This window comes from Leifsonia sp. 466MF (assembly GCF_900100265.1).
Classification (GTDB): Bacteria; Actinomycetota; Actinomycetes; order Actinomycetales; family Microbacteriaceae; genus Leifsonia.
The window spans coordinates 298,978-317,562 of record NZ_LT629696.1; the positions used below are offsets into that span (position 1 = coordinate 298,978).

At 70.2% G+C, this 18,585-nt stretch carries 17 protein-coding genes and 1 pseudogene; 6 read left to right on the forward strand and 12 right to left on the reverse strand.

Translation table 11 applies throughout. From position 1 onward, the window contains the following. Positions 1–72 precede the first annotated feature (72 nt). The gene (locus BLR91_RS01450; RefSeq protein WP_089877890.1) at positions 73–651 is read left to right on the forward strand and encodes a TetR/AcrR family transcriptional regulator; all 579 of its coding nucleotides are present in this window, start codon (positions 73–75) and stop codon (positions 649–651) included. 143 nt (positions 652–794) lie between these two features. Here BLR91_RS01450 and BLR91_RS01455 read toward each other — a convergent pair whose 3' ends face one another. From BLR91_RS01455 to BLR91_RS01475, 5 genes are all read right to left on the reverse strand, one after another. Continuing rightward, entirely contained in the window at positions 795–1,496 is a 702-nt protein-coding gene (locus tag BLR91_RS01455; RefSeq protein ID WP_089877887.1) for a DedA family protein, read from the reverse strand. A gap of 69 nt (positions 1,497–1,565) precedes the next feature. After that, complete coding sequence (locus BLR91_RS01460; RefSeq protein WP_231918785.1) at positions 1,566–2,006, reverse strand: YkvA family protein; 441 nt, start codon at positions 2,004–2,006, stop codon at positions 1,566–1,568. Positions 2,007–2,008: 2 nt separating this feature from the next. Then, on the reverse strand, positions 2,009–2,605 hold the full coding sequence (locus BLR91_RS01465; protein ID WP_089877881.1) for a cation transporter: 597 nt from the start codon (positions 2,603–2,605) through the stop codon (positions 2,009–2,011). Beyond that, positions 2,602–3,699: a cation diffusion facilitator family transporter gene (locus BLR91_RS01470; RefSeq protein ID WP_089877877.1), complete on the reverse strand. Its 1,098-nt coding sequence runs from the start codon at positions 3,697–3,699 to the stop codon at positions 2,602–2,604. Before BLR91_RS01470 ends, BLR91_RS01465 begins: the two co-directional genes overlap by 4 nt. After that, entirely contained in the window at positions 3,696–4,076 is a 381-nt protein-coding gene (locus BLR91_RS01475) for an ArsR/SmtB family transcription factor (protein ID WP_089877873.1), read from the reverse strand. The genes BLR91_RS01470 and BLR91_RS01475 overlap by 4 nt, the downstream gene beginning before the upstream one ends. 62 nt (positions 4,077–4,138) lie before the next feature. On the opposite strand from BLR91_RS01475, the pseudogene BLR91_RS01480 reads away from it, so the two are divergent. Next, positions 4,139–4,691 (forward strand): annotated as a pseudogene (locus BLR91_RS01480) (GNAT family N-acetyltransferase). A 4-nt stretch (positions 4,692–4,695) separates the two neighbouring features. On the opposite strand, the gene BLR91_RS01485 reads toward BLR91_RS01480, so the two are convergent. Further along, complete coding sequence (locus BLR91_RS01485; RefSeq protein WP_089877870.1) at positions 4,696–6,267, reverse strand: helix-turn-helix transcriptional regulator; 1,572 nt, start codon at positions 6,265–6,267, stop codon at positions 4,696–4,698. Positions 6,268–6,533: 266 nt separating this feature from the next. Between BLR91_RS01485 and BLR91_RS01490 the strand changes: the two genes are divergently transcribed. Next, entirely contained in the window at positions 6,534–10,943 is a 4,410-nt protein-coding gene (locus tag BLR91_RS01490; protein WP_089877867.1) for a beta strand repeat-containing protein, read from the forward strand. A 155-nt stretch (positions 10,944–11,098) separates the two neighbouring features. Here the strand turns inward: BLR91_RS01490 and BLR91_RS01495 are convergent, their stop codons facing one another. Next, positions 11,099–12,646: a molybdopterin-dependent oxidoreductase gene (locus BLR91_RS01495; RefSeq protein ID WP_089877863.1), complete on the reverse strand. Its 1,548-nt coding sequence runs from the start codon at positions 12,644–12,646 to the stop codon at positions 11,099–11,101. Between the two features lie 127 nt (positions 12,647–12,773). Between BLR91_RS01495 and BLR91_RS01500 the strand changes: the two genes are divergently transcribed. The 3 genes from BLR91_RS01500 to BLR91_RS01505 all read left to right on the forward strand — a co-directional run bounded on the left by BLR91_RS01500 (position 12,774) and on the right by BLR91_RS01505 (position 14,342). Beyond that, entirely contained in the window at positions 12,774–13,430 is a 657-nt protein-coding gene (locus tag BLR91_RS01500; protein ID WP_018192240.1) for a fasciclin domain-containing protein, read from the forward strand. 88 nt (positions 13,431–13,518) lie between these two features. Next, positions 13,519–13,764 (forward strand): hypothetical protein, encoded by a 246-nt coding sequence (locus tag BLR91_RS19905; RefSeq protein ID WP_157694694.1) that lies wholly within the window; start codon positions 13,519–13,521, stop codon positions 13,762–13,764. After that, the gene (locus tag BLR91_RS01505) at positions 13,710–14,342 is read left to right on the forward strand and encodes an MBL fold metallo-hydrolase (RefSeq protein WP_157694986.1); all 633 of its coding nucleotides are present in this window, start codon (positions 13,710–13,712) and stop codon (positions 14,340–14,342) included. The genes BLR91_RS19905 and BLR91_RS01505 overlap by 55 nt, the downstream gene beginning before the upstream one ends. 22 nt (positions 14,343–14,364) lie before the next feature. On the opposite strand, the gene BLR91_RS01510 is transcribed toward BLR91_RS01505, so the two are convergent. The 5 genes from BLR91_RS01510 to BLR91_RS01530 form a co-directional block, all read right to left on the reverse strand. Further along, positions 14,365–15,111, reverse strand: coding sequence for an alpha/beta hydrolase (locus tag BLR91_RS01510; RefSeq protein WP_089877857.1), 747 nt, complete (start codon positions 15,109–15,111; stop codon positions 14,365–14,367). A gap of 70 nt (positions 15,112–15,181) precedes the next feature. Continuing rightward, positions 15,182–15,583: a VOC family protein gene (locus BLR91_RS01515; protein ID WP_089877854.1), complete on the reverse strand. Its 402-nt coding sequence runs from the start codon at positions 15,581–15,583 to the stop codon at positions 15,182–15,184. Between the two features lie 25 nt (positions 15,584–15,608). Continuing rightward, entirely contained in the window at positions 15,609–16,127 is a 519-nt protein-coding gene (locus tag BLR91_RS01520) for a hypothetical protein (RefSeq protein WP_089877851.1), read from the reverse strand. 96 nt (positions 16,128–16,223) lie between these two features. Then, a complete protein-coding gene (locus tag BLR91_RS01525; RefSeq protein ID WP_089877848.1) occupies positions 16,224–17,606 on the reverse strand; it encodes an LLM class flavin-dependent oxidoreductase in 1,383 nt (460 codons plus the stop codon). Positions 17,607–17,672: 66 nt separating this feature from the next. Then, positions 17,673–18,488, reverse strand: a complete 816-nt coding sequence (locus tag BLR91_RS01530; protein ID WP_231918786.1) for a cytochrome c oxidase assembly protein — start codon at positions 18,486–18,488, stop codon at positions 17,673–17,675. Positions 18,489–18,585: the final 97 nt, after the last annotated feature.

Consider the following 18,585-nt stretch of genomic DNA (forward strand, 5'->3'; position numbering starts at 1 on the left):
CGCTTTTCCTCTGGTGGAGGGGCGCCCACGATATCGTCGTCTCACACGCCACTTCGGGAGACGGGCCTTCGCATGCCGAGACAGGAGCGCGCGGAGAGAACGCGCCTCGCCATCCTCGACGCCGCCGCCGCGGAGTTCGACGAGCACGGGTACGAGGGCGCTCGCCTGGAGCGGATCGTCGAGCGGACGGGCGCGACGAAGGGCGCGGTGTACTTCCACTTCCGTTCGAAGCTCGATATCGCCCGGGCCCTGGTCGCCGAGAAGTACGCGAACTGGCCGGTCATCATCGGCGAGGTCGAGGAGTCCGGGTTGCGGGGGCTCCCCGCCGCGCGGGAGTTGACGCGCCGCGTCGGTGCGCTGCTGGCCTCGGACGTGCGCGTCCGTGCCGCCATGAAGCTGTCGCAGACCGTGCTGCCGCCGTCCGCCGACGAGAACCCCTACGCGCGCTGGGTCGCCGTCCTCTCGCGGTTCCTGGAGCAGGAGACCGAGGACCGCGACGGGCCGGAGGTGGATGCGCGAGCCGTCGCGACGGTCGCGGTGCACGGCATCTTCGGGGCGTACCTGATCGCGGACGAGCGCGGGGCGCTCGACGCGCTCGCGTCGGACATCGAGAGGATCTGGGACGTCCTCGCCGTGTCCTTCGGCCGCTGAACCCGATTTGCACTCAAACCGGTGAGTCCGTATGTTTTGGCGCGGGGACACCGACGACACTCGGCGTCGTCACCGGGGGAGTACGCCCCGTCTCTTTGCGAGTCGGGGCGTACCCCCGCCCCGAGCGCACCCGCGAGCCGCCGTCAGGACGACGGGTCCGCATCCCGTCGCGTTGCGCGATGACGCAGGATGCGGCGGAGCACCAGCCATCCGAGCACGAGACCGACGGCTACGTAGACGACGATGTCGATGTACTCCGTGTACCGCTCGACGAGGTGGTACTGCGTGCCGAGGGCGAACCCGGCACCCACGAGGATCGCGTTCCAGAGCAGCGTCCCGGCCAGGGTGAACGCCGCGAACCGGCCGAACGGCATCCGTGTCGCGCCCGCGGGGAGCGAGATCAGGCTCCGCACCAGGGGCACGAGCCTGCCGAAGAACACGGCACCGCGTCCGTGGCGCTTCAGCCAGTCGGCGGCCTTGGTGAAGTCGTCCTCCTCGACCAGGGGCAGCCGTGACAGCAGCCGAACGGCGCGCTCCTCACCCAGCGTTCGGCCGAGGACGTACAGGATGGCCGCCCCGGCGAAGCTGCCGAGCGTCGCCGCAAGCAGTACGAGCACCACGTTCAGCGACCCCTGGTACGCGAGGAATCCGGCGAACGGCAGGATCACCTCGCTCGGGATCGGCGGGAACACCACCTCCGCCAACGAGCACAGTCCCACCCCGATCTCGCCGAGGGCGGTCATGACGCGGGCGGCGAGACCGGCGATGCCGCCGAGCTCGGACGGGTCGGTCTGCGTCCGCAGCGGGGACGCGGCCAGGGGCAGGGCGAGAAGCTGTCCTGTCATGGCGACGACGATACCCGCGACTCGATGGGAAACGCGTGGATGTGCGGGGGCCTCCCAGCACCCGAAGCGTTACATCCCTGGTCGCCGGCCCGGCGGCCGGTCCACGCGCGCGAGCGCCAGAAGGCTGTCGAGGCCGTCCGCCGTCCCCGGCCAGTTGCGTTCGAGCGCGTCGTAGCCCGCGTGCTTCACGGCGAAGCGCACCGCGACGATCGTGAGGATCGCATCGTCGGCGTAGCCGATACCGGGAAGGAAGTCGGGGATGAGGTCGATCGGGAGGATCAGGTACACGAGCAGTCCGTAGAGCCACCAGCGGGTGGCGCGCGGTACGGCCGGATCGGTGGCGAGCCGACGGATCAGGCGGACGACGTCGGGCACCAGGCGCAGGATCGCCCGCCAGTCCACATCGCGTCCGGCCCGGCGCTGCTGCACGACCAGGACCACGACGAGGGTGATCCACATCACGACCAGGGCGACGAGCACACCGACGACGGTCCAGATCCACCCGGGCATCCTCACTCCCGGAAGAGGTGGACGGCCTCGCGCGCGGCGTAGGCGACGATGACGAGGGCGGCCACCGGGTCCGCCCACCACCAGCCGAGGAGCCCGTCGAGGCCGATCCCGAGCAGGACGCTCGTGGCGAGGATGCCGTCCACCAGGGTGACGCGCCCTTCGGCGGCCAGCACCGGGTTGGCGAGGAGGCGGCCGACGCGTGCCTTCCCGAAGGCCAGCAGGAACATGACGGCGGCGGTCGCGGCCGTCCATCCCGCTCCCAACGGGCTCGGAGCTGCGCGGTGGCCCGTCGCCAGCGTGACGGCCGCTTGGACGAGCAGGTAGGCGCCGAGGAGGACGAAGGCGATGCCGATCAACCGGAGGGCGAGTCGCTGCCGCCTCTCGTCCGATCCGGTGAGTTCCCAGATCACCACCGTGCTGGCGCCGATCTCGATAAGGCTGTCGAGTCCGAATCCGAGCAGGGCGACCGAGGCGCTGGAGGAGACCGCGATCGCGAGGACGACGACGCCGACGACGTTCCAGCCGAGGGTGGTCGCTTCCAGGCCGATGCCGGCCCGGACGAGCCTCTTCCGGCGTGCGACCTCCGCGGATGTGCTCATCGGCTCGGCGGATTCGCCGCTTCATGATGGCCGGGCACGCTGACCGTATCCGGCGGAGTCACTTCGAGATGCAGTTCGTCGAGCGTCCGCAGGTGCTCCCGCGCGTGCGCGCGGGCGGCCGCCGCGATCCGGTGGGCGTCGCCGAGGCCGACCGCGTCGACGGCGAGCTCGGCGCTCCCGTGCAGCCGGTGGCCCACCCAGCGCAGTTGCACGCGCGGTACCGAGACGACTCCGGGCGTCTCGATGAGGGCGTGCTCGAGCAGCTCCACCAGATCCGGCTCGATGCCGTCGAGCAGCCGCCGGCCGATGCTCCGGACGGTGCCCCAGAGCAGCACGACGATCGCGGCCGAGATGAGCACACCCACGATGGGATCGGCGAGAGGGAACCCCAGCATCACGCCCAGGGCGCCGAGGACGACCGCGAGGGAGGTGAAGCCGTCGATGCGGGCGTGGACGCCGTCGGCGACCAGCGCGGCCGAGCCGATGCGCCGGCCCACCCGGATGCGGTAGATCGCGACCGCCTCGTTGCCGGCGAACCCGATCAGGCCGGCCACGATCACCCAGCCCAGGTTCTCCAGCGGGTGCGGGTGGAACAGCCGGTCGATCGACTGCCAGGCCGCCACGATCGCCGACAGCGCGACGACGGCGATGATGAACAAGCCGGCCAGATCCTCGGCGCGCCCGTACCCGTAGGTGTAGCGGCGGGTGGCGACCCGGCGTCCGAGTACGAAGGCGACCCAGAGGGGGACGGCCGTGAGGGCGTCCGAGAAGTTGTGGACCGTGTCCGCCAGCAGGGCGACGGAGCCGCTGAACGCGACGATCACCGCCTGCAGCAGTGTGGTCGCGAGCAGGACGAACAGACTGATCTTCAGAGCGCGGACGCCCTCGGTGCTCGCCTCCATCGCGTCGTCGATCGAGTCGGCCGCGTCGTGCGAGTGCGGGACGAACATCCCGTACAGGAAGCCGCGGAACCCGGTCGGGTGGTGATGGTCGTGGTCGTGGTCGTGGTCGTGGTCGTGCGGGTGCTCGTGGTCGTGCGGGTGCCCGTGGTCGTGCGTGTCCCCGTGGTCGTGCGTGTGCGTCTCGTAGGTCACGCGGTCGCCTCGTCCTCTGCCGTCGGCGCCTGGTGGTGGTGGCGCGGCGTGCCGCCGAGCGAGTGCTCGGCCTGGAAGATCGCGTCGCTCACGAGGCGGCTCGCGTGCTCGTTCTCCAGCCGGTAGAACACCCGCTGGCCGTCCTGCCGGGTGGCGACGATCCGTGCCAGCCGGAGTTTCGCCAGGTGCTGCGACACCGCTGCGGGCTGTTTGTCGAGGATGTCCGCGAGATGGTTCACCGACAGCTCGCCCGCATCCCGGAGCGCCAGGACGATGCGCACGCGGGTGGCATCCGCCAGCATCGCGAAGACCTCGACGGCGAGTTCCACGTACTGGCTGTCGGGGAGACGCCCGCATATCGGCTTATCTGCATGCATACGCAGATTAAAGCGCGTCACCTCCGATCGAGCAACCCGGGGGCGGCCGATAGGGTGCGTGAATGGCCGTCTCTCTCCATCCGCTCGATCCGTATGGGGCGGATCGGGACGCCCTCATCGACTTCCTGACGGGCAACGAGTTCCCGTTCCATGTCGCGCCGAGGCTTGACCGCGCTGCAGCACTCGCCGCGATCGACGCGGGTGCGTATGGCGATGACGACCACGCTGCGTTCTGGCTTCAGGTGCCGAGCGGAGAGCGGATCGGCACGGTTCGGTTGGACGATCTGGGCGACCCCACGCCGTTGGTCGACCTGAGGCTCGACGGTGGCATGCGTGGTCGCGGGCTGGGCACGAAGGCCCTGCGCGCGACGACGGATTTCGTGTTCGACAGCATGGCCGCCGTCAACCGCTTCGAGGGGCAGACGCGCGAGGACAACACCGCGATGCGGCGGGTGTTCGCGCTGCGGATGGGTCAAGGAGGCCCATTACCGCGAGGCCTGGCCCGTGCCGGGGCGGGAACCCGTCGCGTCCGTCGCGTATGCGATACTCCGGCGCGACTGGAGAGACGGCACGACGACGCCCGTGCCCTGGGAGGACGAACCGCGTCCTCGGTAGGGCGTCAGGCCGAATCTCCCCGCCCGGACGGGGGCTGGACCGAGATCCCGGCCCTCTGTGCGATGTCGGCCGCGGCGGCCCGCGAGTTGACGCCGAGCTTGCGGTAGAGCCGGGAGGCGGTGGCCTTGAGCGTGTTCGGACTGATGAAGAGCTCCGTCGCGATCTCGCTCATGGAACGGGTGGTCGTGAGCTGCTGCAGCACGTCGCGTTCCCGCTTGGTCAGCGACCCGACCTCCGTTGCCGACTCTCTTCGTCGCGGCGCGAGGAGGCTGTGGGCACCGGGAGCCAGGGTCTGCAGGTGCGCGTCACTGATGAGGTGGTAGCTGGCGCGCATGTCCTCCTGCTCGATGATGGAGTGTGCGAGCCGGAAATTGTGGGCGGCGGAGCGGGAGCGTTGCAGCGCGAGGGACGATGCGGCCGTGATGAGGAAGGCGCCGGCGCGCACGCGGGGCGGGCTGAGGGGTTCGGCGGCCTGCGCGGCGTCGTCGATCGCCTCGATGAAGCGGCCGCGCCGGTACTCGCCGATGGCCCGGAGCAGGTGGTCGTCGGGGGTCACCGGACGGTGTCCGGCCACGGATCGGCCCAGCCGCATCCACGTGGCGCGCACGTACTGCCCGTTCATCCCGCGATTGGAGACCGCCGGCGGGTGCCTCCCGAGCTCGCGGGCGAGCTCCTCTTCGAGGAGCACCTGCTCGGCCTTCGTGTGAGCGAGGAAGGACCGCACCCAGCTGGCGGCCGCCCAGTACTCGCCGACCGGGTGGGCCGCGACGAGCGCGAGTTCGTGCGCGGATGCATCCTCCTGCACGCGGTCGGCGTGGACGAGGGCGGCGGCGAGATGGTGGGCGGCGTCGTAGCGCGGGTTCGATTCGCCGGTGTTCCTGGCGCGGTGCGCCCAGTCGAGTGCCGCGCTCAGCCGGCCTCGAGCGGCGAGATGCCAGGCGAGGTGGCCGGCGGCGCGGCGGGCGACCTGGGGCTGCTCGGTCATCACGGCGACGCGGTGCGCTTCTTCGTACTCGTAGGCGACGGGGAGGGTGTGGTCCCCGGAGAGCTCGAGCGCCCGGCCCCACTGCACGAACAGATGCGGGAGGTTGGCGAGACGGTGCCCGACCTCGCCCGGCTCCGCTGCCGTCAGCGCCCGGCGTGCCTCGGTCGCGGCCTCGACCGCCGCCGCGTGCTGTCCCTTGGTGCGTGCCGTGGCCGATGTGCCGGTGAGCCCGATCAGGTACTCCACGAGATCGCCTGAGCGTCGACCGGGGACGGTCGTCGCAGCGGGATGCTGCTCGAAGCGGTCGGGACCGCCTCCCGAGACGACGTGCTTGAGGTAGTTCGCTGCGGACACCAGGGCGACATTGTCGACGAATGCTTCTCCGGGGAGCGCCCGGAGGGCGGCGAGCAGGGCTGCGGGGTCGGTGTGCGCGTACCGGTCCCAGTGTTCCGCGATCACCGCGGCCGCGGCGGCCGAACCGGCCCGGCACGCCGTCTCGGCGACGACCGCGGCAAGGCTGTCTGCGGGTACGCCCTCCTCGGTCCCACGGTGGTCGCCATCGGCGGGGAGCGAGTCTGACGGGGAGGGCACGGACGGAGTTCCTACAGGGTCGGGGGAGGGGCGGAGCGGATGCCGAGGCGCGTCGGCGGGGACGATCACCTCGATTCGATTGAACACGTCCCCGGAGCCGATTGTGGTCCTTCACCTGGGGGACATTCGGTATTCGTCAGGGTTAAATCCGGGGTGAATTTCTGTTCGTCGTGTGGAAATCCTTCACGCCCCCTCAGAAGACTGAGCCTGATTCACAGGATCGTCAGCCGTCTGTCTCACTGACCGGCGGACGGGGGAGGACACCAATGCACCTGGCAGCTCGGCACCGGAGACGGCGCAACGCTCAGCACTCAACGGACTCGTCGTCGGGAAGACGGCTGGTCTTCTCGCTGAGCAACCGCCGCAGCAGATTCGCGGCAGCCGTTCTCAGCGTCGGACTGCTCGCGAGCGGGCTGAGCACGTGGGCGCTGCTGGGCACGTCGGCTGCTCCGGCCGCGGCTGCTCCCGGCAACCCGGGCACCCCGTCGGCGCCGACCGTGGCGTTCCAGGAGAACTTCGAGAACGGGGTCGGCAACACGCCCGTCGCTCTGACGGCGTACACCGGCGTTACCGGTCAGAAGTACACGGCCGACCCGGCGTGGCTCACCGGGTGCAACGGGCAGATCCGCAACTTCAACACACCGGCCTCCACTCTCGGCAACTGCATCAACGACACGGAGACGGCGAACCTCAACCAGCTGGCCTATGCGCTCGGTGCCCACAGTGGAGCGCAGACGCCCGCGTCGAACCATGCCGTGACGGCCTACACCGAGGGCAACCCCGGCGCCAACGCCACCGAGTTCCGGACGGCGACCAACGTTCCGCTGGCCTCGTCGTCCGGGCGGTTCTTGACGTTCAGCGTCGACACCGCCGCGGTCAACTGCCAGGTGTCAGCGCCCCTGTACCAGTTCGCATTCCTCGATCAGGCGGGAACCGCCACGAACGTCGGTGGGCAGCTCAACGCCTGCACCTCGACGCAGACCGTCAATGTCCCCGCCAATGGCACCCTGCCCGCTCGTGCGATCAACGTCGGCACCTACACGTCGAACGGTTCGGTCCTCCTCAACGGATCCACTCTGGGCATTCGCATGCAGAATGCGAACGGATCCGGGACCGGTAACGACGCCGCCTTCGACAACATCCGCATCCTGGATGTGACCCCGCAGCTCGATAAGGCTTTTACTCCCACAGCAGTTCAGACCGGTGGAACCTCGACCCTCACCTTCACCGTCACGAACACCAGCGAGCTAGCCTCGAAGGCGGGCTGGGGCTTCACCGACACCCTCCCGGCCGGTCTGACACTGGCGAACGGCACTGTGGGCGGCACCTGTAACGCGACGACCACGGCTGTCGCGGGCGGCACGACCGTCGCCGTGACCAACGGCACCCTCGCCGCCGGCCAGGCCTCGTGCACCATCACGGTGCAGGTCACCTCCCCGGTCGCGGGCAGCTTCACCAACGGCCCGGGCAACGTCACCACGGTCGGCCTGAACGAGCCCGGCACCAGCACCGTCACCTTCTCCGACCCGTCCTACACCGTGACGAAGACCGCCTCGACCGCGGTCGCAAACCCGGGCGGTACCGTCACCTACACGGTGTCGGTGAAGAACACGGGCGCGTGGCCGTACACGGCCGCGAACCCGGCCTCGTTCACCGACGACCTGTCGAAGGTGCTCGATGACGCCACGATCAGCTCCGGACCCACCAACGGGGCAACCGTGAACGGAACCACCCTCACCTGGTCGGGCCCTCTCGCTGTGGGCGCGACGCAGACGATCACTTACACCGTGACGGTCGGAGCGGCCGGCACGGGCGACGGGGTGCTGACGAACGCCGTCGTCCCGGGCAACGGCGGAACCTGCGACCCGGCCGGCTCCTGCACGACGACCACCCCGGTGCAGGCATTCAGCGTGACCAAGAAGGCCGACAAGACCGATGTCGTGCCCGGCCAGACGATCAACTACACGATCACGGTGAAGAACACCGGTGTGGTCGACTACACGGCCGCTGCGCCGGCGTCGTTCACCGACGATCTGTCGGCCGTCCTCGACGACGCCACGTACAACAATGACGCGACGAGCGGTGCCACTTACGCGGCACCGACCCTCTCGTGGTCCGGCGCCCTCGCTGTCGGCGACACCGTCACGATCACCTACTCCGTGACGGTGAACGACCCGATCACCGGAGACTCGCACGTGGACAACGCCGTGGTCACCCCGCCCGGGGTGGGCGGCGACTGCCCGGCCGGGTCGACCAATCCGGACTGCATCGTGCTGATCCCGTCGGGCTCCTTCACGGTCGCGAAGACGGCGTCCACGACGGAGGTCACCGCGGGCAGCACGGTCACGTACACGGTGACGGTGACCAACACCGGCGCCCGCGACTACACCGCCGCCCTTCCGGCCAGCTTCACGGACGACCTGTCCCGTGTTCTGGATGACGCAACCGTTACCGCCGGTCCGGACAACGGAGCGACCATCAACGGGAACGCCCTGTCGTGGTCGGGTCCGCTCGCGGCCGGTGCGACAGTCGTGATCACGTACACCGTGACGGTGAACAACCCGGACACCGGCGACAAGGAACTGCGGAACACGGTCAGCCCGACCGGCCCTGGCGGCTCGTGCGACCCGGCCGGGGAGTGCACGACCACCACGAACGTGCGCTCCTTCACCACCGCGAAGTCGGCGTCGCCGGCCGGTGCGGTGAACCCGGGCGAGACGGTCACGTACACGGTCACCGTCACCAACACGGGCACCGCCGACTTCACCGCGGCCAACCCCGCCGGCTTCACCGACGACCTGTCGGCAGTGCTGGATGACGCCACCATCACCGGTGGTCCGGACAACGGAGCGACCATCACCGGGAGCACGCTGTCCTGGTCCGGCGCCCTCGCGGCCGGCGCCACGATCGTGATCACCTACACGGCGACGGTCAACACCCCCGACACCGGCGACCACACGCTGACCAACGCGGTGGTCCCGGGCGACGGCGGCAGCTGCCTCACGGCAGGCGACTGCGCGACCACCACCCCGGTGCAGTCGTACACGGTCGCCAAGGCCTCGTCGGCGGCCGGCCCGGTGCACCCGGGTGACACGGTGACGTACACGGTCACCGTGACCAACACCGGTCAGGCCGACTACACCGCCACCGCTCCGGCGTCGGTGACCGACGACCTCTCGCAGGTGCTGGACGACGCCACCTATGTGGCCGGTTCGGCCACCAACGGCGCGATCGTCAACGGCACAACGCTGACCTGGTCGGGCCCGCTCGCTGTCGGCGCGGTCCAGACGATCACCTACCAGGTGCTCGCGGGCCCGGCCGGTACGGGTGACGGCACGCTGACCAACACGGTCACGGCGTCTCCGGGCGACGGTGGTGGCTGCGCGACCCCGGGCGACTGCACCACGACGAACCTGCTGCAGGCGTTCACCGTGACCAAGACGGCCGACAAGGCCGACGTGGTCCCCGGCGACATCGTGACGTTCACCGTCACGGTGAAGAACACCGGACAGGTCGACTACACCGCTACCGACCCGGCCTCCTTCACCGACGACCTGTCGGCCGTGCTGGATGACGCCTCCTACAACAACGACGCCACCGCGGGAGCAACCTACGCGGCACCGACGCTGTCGTGGTCGGGTGCCGTCGCCGTCGGGGACACGGTGACGGTGACGTACTCGGTGACCGTCAACGATCCGGACACGGGCGACAAGATGATCACCAACACGGTCGTCACCCCGCCCGGTGGTGACTGCCCGGCCGGCACCGACAACGCCGCGTGCACCGTTCAGATCCCGTCGGGGTCGTTCACGGTGGCCAAGGCCGCGTCCTCGCAGACCGTCACTCCCGGCGGCACCATCACCTACACGGTGACGGTGGTCAACACCGGCAAGGCGGACTACACCGCGGCCGAGCCGGCGTCGTTCAGCGACGACCTGACCAACGTCCTCGACGACGCCGCCTACAACGGTGACGCCAGCAACGGTGCGACCGTGGCCGGAAACACGCTCAGCTGGGCCGGTCCGCTCGCGGTCGGCCAGACGGTGAAGGTCACGTACTCGGTGACGGTGAACAGCCCGGATGCGGGCAACCACCACCTGGTCAACGCGGTCATGCCCACCGGGCCGGGCGGGTCGTGCGACCCGGCGGGCAGCTGCCTGACCAACACCCCGGTCGCCTCGTACACGGTGCACAAGACGGTCTCCACGACCAGCACCGTGAAGCCGGGAGCCGTGGTCAGCTACACGGTCACCGTCACGAACACGGGTGAGTTCGCCTACACCGCGAGCACTCCCGCGAAGTTCACCGACAACATGAGCGACGTGCTCGACGACGCCCACTACAACGGCGACGCGACGCACGGAGCGACCCTCAGTGGCACCGTGCTCTCCTGGGCCGGCCCGCTGGCAGTCGGCGAGACGATCGACGTCACGTACTCGGTGACGGTCAACAACCCGGCGGCGGGCAACCACCGCCTGGTCAACACCGTCGACCCTGTCGTGGACGGCGGATCGTGCGACCCGTCGGGCGCCTGCGACACCCGCACGCCGATCGACCCGGGCCCCGGCCTGGCGTTCACCGGTAGCGATCTGGTCGCACCCGGGATCATCGCCCTGCTGCTGCTGGGCGCCGGAGCAGCCTTCGTGCTGATCCGCCGACGCCGCGCGACCGAGTAAGACCCCGTGACAGTGGGCCGGCATTTCCCCAAGGTGCCGGCCCACTGTTGCGGGTTCCAGCTGACGTGTCCGGGGGGAGCGTCAGCCCACCGAGGTGCCGGCTCGGGCGCCGGCACCTCGGGTCACGGAGTGCCCATCCGACGACCTCGACGCCCTCAGCCCACCCGCACCAGCGTCTGCTGCCATCCTGTCGATCCGTTCGGCGCGATCGGCGTGCGCTTCTGCTCCTGCACGCGGCCCGCGCGATCGGTGGCGCGCACCGCGAGGGTGTGGCTGCCCGCTGTGGCGTCCCAGTCGAGCGACCACTGCACCCAGGTGTCGGCGTTGATCGGAGTGGAGAGCGTCGCCTGCTGCCACTGGCCACCGTCGATCCGCACCTCGACGGTGCGGATGCCGACCGTCTGCGCCCACGCGACACCGGCGATCTTCGTCGGGCCGGCGGAGAGCGGCTTGTCCACGCGCGGGGTGTCGATGCGGCTGGAGAGCTTGATCGGGGCTTTCGCACTGTAGCCGCGGGGAGTCCAGTACGCCTGATCGGCGGCGAAGGTCGTCACCTTCAGCTCGGTCAGCCATTTCGTCGCCGACACGTAGCCGTACAGGCCCGGCACCACCATCCGCACCGGGAAACCGTGCTCGAGGGGGAGCGGTTCGCCGTTCATCCCGATCGCGAGGATGGCGTCGCGGCCGTCGTCGGTGAGCGCATCCAGCGGGGTGCTGGCGGTGAAGCCGTCGACGCTGCGCGACAGCACCATATCGGCGCCCCGGCGCGGACGGGCGAGGGCGAGGATGTCGCGGACCGGCACGCCGAGCCACCGCGCGTTCCCGACCAGGTTGCCGCCGACCTCGTTCGACACGCACGTCAGGGTGACGCCGTACTCGGCTGGGCGCATGTCGACGAGGTCCTGGAAGCTGAGCTCGACGCGCTTCTCGACCAACCCGTCGATGGTGAGGCGCCAATTCGCCGGGTCGACAGACGGCACGGTGAGGGCCGTGTCCACCCGGTAGAAGTCCGTGTTCGGCGTGAAGAGAGGGCTGATGCCGGGAGCGTCGAGTTCGGCGCCGGCAGGCACTTTCAGGCGGGAGGCCGGCGTCGGGAGCGTGAGCGCCGAGCGGACCGCGGCGATGGATGACGTGGCAGCGGACCCCAGGCGCGACCCGACCCCGGCGACTAGGGCTCCCGCCGCTGCGACCGACGTGAGCACCAGGAACCGGCGGCGGTCGACGCCGACCCTTTCCGCTCCCGCGGTCCCGTCGCGCCAGGCGTGAAGCCGCCCGATCAGCAGTCGCAGCACCACCGCGCCGAGCAGGGCTCCGACCGCGGCCGGAAGGAAGCCGAACGGGCTGGCCCCCGTGCGGGTCAGCGTCGCCACCACGGCCGCGACACCCGCGAGAACGAACAGCGCGACGCCGACCCACCGACGCCACCACTCCACCACCCCCGCGACGGCGGCGGCGACGAAGACCGCGAGGCCCAGGCTCGCCAGGAGGAACAGCTTGTCGTTCGACCCGAACAGGTCGATCGCCAGTTCCTTCGCCCAGCGGGGGACGATGTCGATCACGAACGAGCCGACCGCGATGATCGGGCTCGCGTCGCGCACGGTCAGCAGGGCCACCAGTTCGGCCGCTCCGAGGAACACGCCACCGCTCACCGCCCCGGCGAGTGCGGCCAGGGCGATGGTGCCGATTCTCTTCTTCGCTGACATGCCTGGAGTTCGTGGCGGAGAGGCCCCGCGGATTGGTTCCAATCCGATTCGCCGCCGGGGCCGAACCCCTGATGACCGCCCCGCAGCGGCCGTAACGATCGTCACCATCCCTCGAAGGAGAAGAACCATGCGATCCACAGCTCGTCTCGCAGCGGCAGCCATCCTGGCCGCAGCCGCCCTCACCCTCACCGCCTGTTCGTCCGGTGCGGGCAGCGCCACCTCCAGCGACTCCGGCTCCTCGATGAGCAAGTCCACCCCGTCCGCCTCGAAGATGGACCCGGCCGCCGACCTCGTCGGTCCCGGCTGCGCGGCATACGCCAAGCAGGTCCCGTCGGGTGCGGGCTCCGTCTCCGGCATGGCCGAGGACCCGGTGGCCACCGCGGCCAGCAACAACCCGCTGCTGACGACGCTCGTCGCGGCCGTCTCGGGCAAGCTGAACCCGCAGGTGAACCTGGTCGACACCCTGAACGGCGGCGACTTCACCGTCTTCGCCCCGGTCGACGACGCCTTCAAGAAGATCGACCCGGCGACCATCGAGTCGCTGAAGACCGAGGCGGGCACGGCCACGCTGACCTCGATCCTCACCTACCACGTGGTGCCCGGACAGCTTGCGCCGTCTGACATCGACGGCACCCACAAGACCGTCGAGGGCGGCGACGTCACCGTCACCGGCTCCGGCGACTCCATGAAGGTCAACGACGCCAACGTCATCTGCGGCGGCGTCAAGACAGCCAACGCGACCGTGTACCTGATCGACTCGGTCCTGATGCCCCCGGCCAAGTAACTCCCGGCATCAGCCCGCCCCCGGCGCGGCCGTGCAGCCTCCCCGCTGCACGGCCGCGCCGTCTGTGTACGGGCCGTAAGCTGCCTCCATGCGCGTGGGCGGACTCCGGGTGGATGCGATCTCCGACGGCGCGTTCGTCGCGCGTCCGAGCTACTTCGGCGACCGGGTGCCCGCGACGGCCCGGCCGGACGTCTTCGACCGCGACGGGGCGGCATGGCTGCCGATCGGCTGCTTCCTCATCCGGCAGGAGCGGGCCGACCCGGGGCCTCGGCTCCCGTCGTGCTGGTGGATGCCGGACTCGGCCCGGCCCTCGACCCGATGCCCGACGGGATGATGCTGGTCGGCGGGCAACTGCCGACCGGACTGCGCGGGGCGGGCATCCACCCGGCCGAGGTCACCGACATCGTGATCACCCACTTCCATATGGACCACGTCGGCTGGCTGTTCGGCACGGATGAACAGCCCACCTTCCCGAACGCCCGCCTCTGGTTCGGAGCGGGCGAGTGGGCGCACTTCGTCGAGGGCCCGGGCCAGATGGCGCCGCACATTCGGGCCGGCCTCCGAGCCCGCGCCGGGACGCCGACGCTGCGGCCCGTCGACACGGGGGTTTACGTCGCGCCCGGAGTCCGGGCCGTGCCCGCACCCGGACACACGCCAGGACACCTGGCCGTGGTGGTCGAGTCGCGCGGTGAGCGGCTCATCCTGCTGGGCGACGCGATCACGATCCCGCAGCAGATGGCCGAAGGGGGCTGGCACTCCCTGGGCGACGTGGATGCGGCCCGCGCCGAGCAGTCGCGTCAGGAGCTGTGGGCGCTCCTCTCTGCGCCGGGTGCGACCGGTGTCGGCGCGCACTTCCCCGAGTTGCGGAACGGACGGGTCGTGAGCGGGGAGTGGTCGCCCGTCGGCGGGTAGCCGACATCTGATCCGTCGTGCATCACTCGGAAAGGAAGCCGCTGAGCGCCTGGGTCAACTCGTCGCGAGCCGCCTCGTCGTCGATGGTGGCCGGTCGGTCGCCCGGCTGGGCGCCGTAGTCGCCGAACTGCGCGTGGTCCATGCCGTCGATCTCCACCATCCGCGCGTCCTCCGGCAGCAGGTGCCGGTTCGCCGCGAGCTTGGCGGGCGTGCTCAGGCCGTCGCGGCTGCCTCCGATCGACAGCACGTGCAGATCGGCGCCGCTGAGGTCGTTTGCGCAGTACGAGCCGAACAGGATGAGTCCGGTCACCTTCGGATCCTCGGCCAGCTGGCAGGCGCGGACGCCGCCGAGGGAGTGGCCGCCGACGTACCAGTCCGTCACCTCCGAGGCGTGGGCGGTGAACGTGGACAGCGGCCGCTGGTCGAAGAAGGCCAGGTTGAGCGTCGGCTTCGTGATCACCACGGTGAGGCCCGTCTCGGCGACGGCGCCCGAGAGCTTGTTCAGGTAGGCGTACGGGTCGACAAGCGCGCCGGGAACGAACACCAGGCCGTCGCCGGAGGGCGTTCCGGTCGGCTCCATGACGACGGAGTCGCCGGCGTCGTGGATCCGGACGGCCGGGTCGCGCCAAGCCTCGAGCGCTGCGGACCGGTCGCCCATCATCGGGGTGGACGCCCAGGCCAGGAAGCCGACCACGGTCAGGACGAGGACGCCGAGGACAGCGCCACCCGCGATGAGGATGCGGCGACGGGTTCTGCTGGACCGGGTCACGCATCCAGCGTAGCCCGACCATAAGCTTGCTGACTAATCTCCTAGCAAGGGAGTTTCGGTGTTCTCGCGCTCAGGCGGAGGCGCTCCACTGCTCGCCGGGCCGATAGGAGCCGAAGCTCCACTCCCGGCCGCCGGGGTCGAGCACACGTGCCCGGCGGCTGCCCCACTCCGTCTCCTCCGGCGGGAAGACCACCGTCGCGCCGGCGTCCACCGCGCGTGCGAACATCCCGTCGACGTCCTGGGTCACGAGGTACAGGCCGACTCCGGTGGAGGCGCCGACCAGCGGCGGGACGTCGTAGGCCGCGTCGTCCGAGGCCAGCATCACGACGGTGTCGGCCCAGCGCAGTTCGCTGTGCAGCACCGAGCCGTCCTGCCCGGACTGCAGCTGGAGCACGTCGAACCCGAGCGCTTCGAGCCAGGCGATCGCGGCCGGGGCGTCGCGATAGCTGAGGGTGACCGCTGACGAGATCATGGTTCCTCCCGGCCCGTCGGGGTGCTCAGTCGTCCAGCACGGACGATGGCGGTCGTGCCTGCAGGTCGGCGCGGATGCCGTCGAGAACGGCGTGCACCGAGACGCGCTTGGCCTCGGTGTCGACGACGTTGGCGGGCACGGTGACGACCAGGCCCGAGCGGTAGAACGCCCGCACGCGGAAGCCGCCCTGCCACGACGACTCGCTGCTGTTGTCGCTCTCCGTGCCGCCGGAGAGCTCGAAGCGGAGCAGACCCGCGCGGCTCTCCACACGCGTCACCACCTGTGCTCCCGGCGTGCTGTCGTCGATGACCTCGGCGGCGACGACCGTGTGCTCCGTGAAGATGCCGATGCGCAGGGTGACGGTGGAGAGCCCGGAGGCGATGGCGGCGCCCAGGTAGATGATGCGGGCGTCGCCGACGGCGAGCTCCAGCTGGCGGATCAGCACGGGGTACCACTCCGGGTTGGCGCCGAGCAGCTCCTTCAGCCCGCGCTCTCCGTCGAGGAGCTCGCGCAGCTGGTCCTGGATCGCCGCCGTGTCCGTCATGGCCTGCCCTTCGGTCGCCACAGAGGCGCGGCGGGAGCCGCGTCTCCCGCTCAGCCTATCGCTAGCCAGGCTAGAGGAGCGATGGTCTGCGGATTCTCAGACGGCCCGGGATGCCGCCACCTTGTACCGGGCTCCGCGGTGCGTCTCCGGCAGCCGGTCGCCCGCGCCGTGCAACTTGTTCCGCAGGGTCCCCGGCGCGTACTCCTCGGGATAGGCGCCGCGCTTGCGCAGCTCCGGGATGACGTACTCGACGATGTCCTCGAACGTCCCGGGCGTGATGGCGTAGGCCAGGTTGAACCCATCGACGTCGGTCTCCTCGACCCACTCCTGCAGCTGGTCCGCGATCTCGGAGGCCGAGCCGACGATGAACGGCCCGAGCCCGCCGATGGCGCCGTTGCGGCCGATGTCGCGCACTGTCCACTCGCCGCCGTCCTCGTTCGGCCGCTGGAAGTTCGCAACCGCCGACTGGATGGCGTTGCTGTCGACGTTGCCGATCGGCTCGTCCAGGTCGTACTGCGAGAGATCCACGCCCATCCACCCCGACATGAAGACGAGCGCGCCCTCGTCGCTGGTGTACTGCAGGAAGTCCTGGAACTTCGCCTGCGCCTTCTCGCTGGTCTCGTCGGTGATGATCGTCAGCAGCGTGTAGATGCGTGCCGAGTACCGGTCGCGGCCCGCCGCCTCGAGGGCGTCGCGGAGCTTGCCGACGGTGGCCTTCAGACCCTCCTTGGTGGAGGCGGCGACGAAGATCGCCTCCGCGTTCTCTGCCGCGAACGCGATGCCGCGCTTGGATGCGCCGGCCTGGTAGATGACCGGCGTGCGCTGCGGGCTCGGCTCGGAGAGGTGGATGCCCGGCACGGTGAAGTGCTTGCCGCGGTGGCCGATCTCGTGCACCTTCGACGGGTCGGTGAAGACACCGGACTCGCGGTCGCGGATGACCGCGTCGTCCTCCCACGACCCCTCCCACAGCTTGTAGAGCACCTCGAGGTACTCGTCGGCGTGGTCGTAGCGGTCGTCGTGCTGCAGCTGGTCGTCGTGGCCCATGTTGCGGGCGGCGGAGGGCAGGTACCCGGTGACGACGTTCCAGCCGACGCGGCCGTTGGTCAGGTGGTCGAGCGTCGACATGCGGCGTGCGAACGGGTACGGGTGCTCGTAGGCGGTGCCCGCGGTGATGCCGAAGCCCAGGTTCTCGGTCACCAGCGCCATCGCCGAGACGAGAAGGATGGGGTCGTTCACCGGCACCTGCGCGCCGTGACGGATGGCGGCCTCATTGCTGCCGCCGTACACGTCGTACGTGCCGAGCACGTCGGCGATGAAGATGCCGTCGAAGTTCCCGCGTTCCAGCAGCTTCGCCAGCTCGGTCCAGTAGGTGAGGTCCTTGTAGCGCCACGCCTGGTCCTCGGGGTGCCGCCACATGCCGGACGACTGGTGGGCGACGCAGTTCATGTCGAACGCGTTGAAGCGGATCTGCCTGGTCATGGGTCCAGGATGAGCGAACCCGGCCCAGTCCGCACGCGCACCGTCATGGTGCGTAACGCGCGCACCTCAGCTGCGCTGGCGGAGGTGCTGCCGGGTCAGTTCGGCCAGCTCCTCGTCGCTCAGGTCGTCGTAACGCTTGCCCTCGGTGCGCTCCAGGCGCATCCATCGGACGAACAGCAGGACGAGCACGGGCACGTCGGCGACCTCGGCGATGAACCACAACAGGTCGCCGGAGAGGTGCTGGTCGTGGAGGGGAGTGGGGAACCAGAACGGCATCCGCCCGACGATCGCCGGGGCGTGGTCGAGGATGCCGTCGTTGAGGCGCAGCAGAAGGCCGGGGATCGCATCCAGCACCAGTTCGACGAACGCGAGCAGGAACTCCACCGTGATGAAGAACCCGGTGCGGACGACCGAGTGCGCGACGATCGGCAGCACCAGCAGGAGGCCGACGAGCGGGGTGAGGACGGAGATGGTCCACTCGGACCACACCGAGTCGCGCAGCACGGCGGCGAGCGGCGTGAGGAAGACGAGGAACACCGCGCACGCGAAGGCGGGCGCGGCGATCGCGTTGCCGAACGCGCGCACCGGCCGGGATCGCATCACCCGGTCCGTGCGACGGCGGCCGGCGGGGCCGAGGGCCACGCGGGCGAGGGCGACGGGCCGGCCGAGCGCGAGGAACGCGGGGACGACGAAGAGCAGGAGCGCGATCCGGGTCGTGAACGCCCAGCGGAGGTCGGTGCTCTCGGCGCCGAGGAACCCGAACGAGATGACGGCGTACGACCCGAGGCCGAGGATCAGGAACGAGGCCGTCAGCCGGAGCGGCCAGCGGCGGCCCCGGCGGCGGAGCCGGAGGACGCCGCCCACATACAGAACGGCTGCCACGGCGAGCAGCGCGGCGGCGGCCGGGTCGAACGACCAGGTGGTGAGGAAGACGGCGACGGGGGGCGTGGGCGGCTCCGATCGGTGGCGGGCCTCCCCA